Raw genomic sequence first — 4,038 nt, 5'->3', positions numbered from 1 at the left:
GAAATATGTACAATAAAATGAATTTTGTCGCTTTGCAAGCAAAATCCCACTAAACCCTATAGGTTGCGGATTTGAGGATTCCCTCAATCCTGAGAATTTCAGCCTCCGAATAGAACGACGGTATACGTTCCTTGTCATGTGCCTTGAAGTTATCCAGAAAGTAATCCAGTCCATTACCGATGATTCGATTATTCTTCAGGTATCTGACAAAGCCTTTGATAGATATGGTTACTGAACGTTTCTCCAATTGAACGGCTGACATATAGGAGAAGAGATGGCTTTCTTCCATCTCGGCAACTCGCGCTATACTTTTGTCGGTAAGGTAACTTACGAGTCTGCTTAGGTGTCTTCTATGGTTATACAGGGTATGCTCTTTACGCCCCGATACCTGTAGATAAGCAATAAAGCCTTTCGCCAATCCGCCTATTTCGCCTTCCAGTGGAAAGTCTGTTTTTGTATAACAGCGACGACGTATTCGCCCGATGTTGAAAAGGTCATCCAGCATATGGATTCCTCTTCTGATTACACGGGGATACTTTTCTACCAACAGTGCGCCACTGGCGGATTGAAGATATTTCTGACCAATGTCAGGAGAATAATCTTCTACCCCAAGCTCATTCATAAATGACAGAATACCCTTGTACCAGGTATTCTTACAGTGCTGAATGTAATTCTTGCAATGGCGGTTCTGGAGGAAGTATTCATCGCATAACTTAAGAAGCCTGTTGATGTTTTTTTCTTCCATATTTGTATTCGTTTTATGAGCAAAATCACTCAAAGCAAATATAATTATGAGAAGTAGTTATGACAAGTCTTTGAGGTAATTTATTCGCTGACAAATATCTTGATAAGCAGTGCTGTAATCACTACTCATAATTTATCGCTTCTCATAACAGCGTACCAAAAGGCAGTTCTCGCCATAGTAGAGTTTTTTCATGCCCCTAATGGAGCCGGAGCGGTGGAAATTTGGGAACTGCCCGATATTGAGCCGTTTGCCCTCTGCTACTTTCATTCTTTTTACTCGCATAGTCATTTGATGTTTGAGCGTTTGAGTTAATTTTCTCCCTTTTGTTTGAAGCTCTTTGAGCTTCTCCGGCAGGGCTGGCCGTTTTTCGTGCTGTTCCACGACTGCGGCCATAAAGGGAGGATAAGGCAAGTGTGTAGTCAGCGGCAAGCGAGGGATACCCAAATTGTTTGAGGCACGAGAAGAATTTGTGGAGGCTCACGAGTGCGGACGCCGACCACAAGCGTAGCGTCACTTGACGGTCCTCCCGGACGCAGTAACTTCGCACGCCAAAACGCCTGTCCCTGCCGAGGCTCAAAATCTTCAAGGGAAAGAACCGGCCACCTTTGACCGTTGCCGTTTCAAAGTGCCAGCCTTGAAGCGGCCACAGTCATCGTTTGCAGACAGATATTCCAAAGAGAGGCGACAACGCGAGAGTCGGGCGAAGGCTTGCCCTCGCTTTGCTCTGGCGTTGTCGCCGCCTCCGGCTTCAGCCGGGCATCATATCCAAAATCAGAACTGCCCGAAGCTGAATCGGTGTGCAGCACGGAATCAGTAGGGCAACCGATAAACAGCACAAGGCGATGTGCCGTGTTTGTGGATCCGCGGGCCACTGACACGGCTTATCGCCTGAATTATCACATCATTTGGACGCAAGCGGTGGTGATAAGGTTGTGTGAGGTAATACGCCCGGCGCACTGCCTCACGCTCCTGTCGCCACAGCGTCTTATATTAATTCCCTGACCGTTCCATTATTTTGATGATACTGATTTTTCAAACATGAATAAAAGTTTATCCTTTTCTTCCATACGGGTATTATCAGAATAACCGCCTTTTGTTATTTGATACCCGCATGGCTTAACCATAAAAACACCTAAGCCCTTAGTGTATGAACTTACTTCTGAGGCATAGTCTTTACTTGTATTTAATGGAACTTTCCCTTTAATATGACACCACTCATTATTGCAACTGATGTCTTCAATCTCAGACATCATTTTTTGCAAATCTGTAATAGCTTTGGAACTCGCCTCCTGGGGTATCTGCAACTCAAAACAGAGCATCGGTTCGAGAATGTCCACACCTGACTGTTGCAAAGCCAGCCTGAAGACATAGGGGGTCAGCTGTCTGAAATCAGCAGGTGTGCTTACCGGGCTATAATACTCGGCTTGAGTAAAAGTTACTTTCAGATCTGTCACTTCCCATCCATGTAAACCCGATTGGCACGACATACGAATCCCTTCAAAAACGGCATTTTGAAAAGAATGGTTCAGATAACCATAGGAGATGTCACTTTCGATCTGCAACCCTGTCCCTAACGGTAAGGGTTCAAGAGTCAGCCCTATTGTGGCCCAGTAAGGGTTGGGTGGTACTTCAATCTGAATAATCTTATTGACCTTTTTTACAGGTCGTTCTTTGTATATAGTCTTGATCTCATCAAAATGGACATTGACGGAAAACCGTTCTTCCAGCAATGTCTGTATGATTTCCTTTTGGGTCAAACCATATAACGAGATTTCCAATTCATCGCTATATGAGTTTATGGAAAAGGACAAAGACGGGTCTTCAATCCACAATGTATTCAGAGCGGATATAACCTTGCTTCTCTCTTCGGGCTTGTCTGGCCGGACGGAGGATTTGAGGGCGGGATGCTGATGGGATAATCCTTGAATCAAACAAGGCTTAACACCTAAATAATCTCCGATTCGAAAATCTTCCATATCCTCTACAATCGCGATATCATTGGCACCCACTTCATCAACATTTATCTCTCTGCCCTGATAAATAGTCTTTAGATTTTTAATCTTGATGAATTTTTCCGAATCGTTGATTCTTACAACGTCTCGAAGTCTCAGACTTCCGTCAATTATTTTTAGAAAACTTCTTTTATGTCCTTTGGGATCATGCTCTATCTTATAGAGATAAGCTGAAAGTCTGTCTGAAACTGATGCCGGAGGAAGTATAAACGAAGTGATGGCGTCCATCAACTCATTGATGCCGATATTGAACATTGCTGATCCATGTAGCACCGGATAGACTTTGGCTTTTGCCACAAGAGCGATTATCGTATTCCAATAATCAGCCGGTGAAATTTCGCTATCCGACAAATATCGTTCCAATATATCGTCGTCATGGTTGCATACAAATTCTTTGTATTCTTCCTTTATATATGTTTGGGAGCAAACCGGACAAACCGATCCATCGACAACAGTTTGCATAAACAGGACATCTTGCGACAGATTTGTTTTTATATCCAGATACAAACGCTCCAAATTCACACCGGCACGGTCAATCTTATTGATAAATATAATTGTCGGGATTTGCAGCTTATGTAAAGTATTGAACAGCAACTTTGTCTGCGCCTGTATACCTTCCTTTGCGGATAAGATGAGGACTGCCCCATCAAGCATTTTGAATGTCCGCTCCACTTCCGCAATAAAATCCATGTGTCCCGGAGTGTCAATGATATTGCATTTCACTCCATTCCAGATAATAGATGTCGTAGAAGCCCGGACAGTAATTCCTCTACGTTTCTCTATATCCATAGAGTCTGTTATGGTGTCACCATTATCCACGCGGCCGCACTTTTCCGTTGCTCCGCTGGCAAACAGCAGATTCTCGGTTACGGAAGTTTTTCCTGCATCAATGTGAGCAAGAATTCCTAAATTTATAATATTCATTTGGATTAAGCAATTATATACTACATTAGATGCGTTGTCGGAACGCACCTTTTAATACCTCCTCGTAGCATGAGAGAGCTACAGGATTCTTAACTCGTATTAATATGTATATTATTACTGCCGCATAATTGAACCTTAATTCCGCAACACTATAATTTAACTTTATTTATAAGTTCCTGAGCAACAATAAGTTGCCTAGGATTTTGCCGTGTCAGATTTTTCACTTATCTTAGTATTGCAATTAGAAAACAAGCGAAAATCGTAACAAGGCGCTGCAAAGGTACAAATAAAATCTGAGAAACTCACTCCTTTTGGAGGAATTTTTTCTATTATGGAGCAATTTGATGCTCTTTTAGC

At 42.7% G+C, this 4,038-nt stretch carries 3 protein-coding genes; all 3 read right to left on the bottom strand.

All coding sequences use genetic code 11. The features are described from left to right. Window positions 1–49: 49 nt before the first annotated feature. Window positions 50–745, bottom strand: coding sequence for a hypothetical protein (locus AAAT87_RS14935; protein WP_349226861.1), 696 nt, complete (start codon window positions 743–745; stop codon window positions 50–52). 132 nt (window positions 746–877) lie between these two features. Then, window positions 878–1,126 carry a hypothetical protein gene (locus tag AAAT87_RS14930; protein WP_349226862.1) on the bottom strand — a complete coding sequence of 83 codons (249 nt, stop codon included), beginning with the start codon at window positions 1,124–1,126 and terminating at the stop codon, window positions 878–880. A 629-nt stretch (window positions 1,127–1,755) separates the two neighbouring features. Next, complete coding sequence (gene tet(Q) / locus AAAT87_RS14925; RefSeq protein WP_349226860.1) at window positions 1,756–3,681, bottom strand: tetracycline resistance ribosomal protection protein Tet(Q); 1,926 nt, start codon at window positions 3,679–3,681, stop codon at window positions 1,756–1,758. Between the last annotated feature and the right edge of the window lie 357 nt (window positions 3,682–4,038).

Source organism: Segatella sinensis (assembly GCF_040095255.1).
GTDB lineage: Bacteria > Bacteroidota > Bacteroidia > Bacteroidales > Bacteroidaceae > Prevotella > Prevotella sinensis.
The sequence above is the reverse complement of the archived record's forward strand: the minus strand, read 5'-3'. Positions and strand labels throughout refer to the sequence as shown.